The sequence below is a fragment of the Streptomyces carpinensis genome (assembly GCF_002154505.1).
Classification (GTDB): domain Bacteria; phylum Actinomycetota; class Actinomycetes; order Streptomycetales; family Streptomycetaceae; genus Streptomyces; species Streptomyces carpinensis.
Map to the genome: position 1 here is coordinate 1 of NZ_MUBM01000781.1, position 530 is coordinate 530.

A 530-nucleotide genomic window follows, 5' to 3' on the forward strand; every position below is an offset into this window, starting at 1 on the left:
CCGCCGGCCGGGTGCGTCAGATGTGGCCGACGCCCGCGCCCGCCTCCGCGTTCTCCCCGCGCCTGGTGAGCAGCGCGACCAGGACGGCGACGGCCGCGACCCCGGCGGCGACCAGCGAGGCGAGGCTCATCCCGGAGATGAACGTGTCGTGCGCGACGGAGGTGATCTTCGCGGCGATCGCCTCCGGCACACCCTTCGGCACCGGTGCGACGCCGACCTGGACCGCCTCGGAGGCCTGGTCCGCCTGGGCGGGCGTGAGCGGCGGAAGCCCGGCGTCCTTCCAGTTGCCCGCGAGGTCGCTGTCGACCTTGGACGCCATCACGGCGCCGAGCACGGCCGTACCGAGGCTGCCGCCGATCTGCATGGCGGCCTGCTGCAGACCGCCGGCCACGCCGGAGAGCTCCATCGGCGCGTTGCCGACGATGACCTCGGTGGCGCCGACCATGACCGGGGCGAGGCCGAGGCCGAGCAGGGCGAACCAGAGCGACATGGTGGCGCTGCCGGTGCCCGTGTCGAGGGTGGACATGCCG

Annotated in this window: 1 pseudogene; it reads right to left on the reverse strand. The window is 74.5% G+C overall.

The annotated features are described in order from the left end of the window. Positions 1–16: 16 nt before the first annotated feature. A pseudogene (locus tag BZY54_RS48740) lies at positions 17–530 on the reverse strand (MFS transporter); the annotation flags it as partial.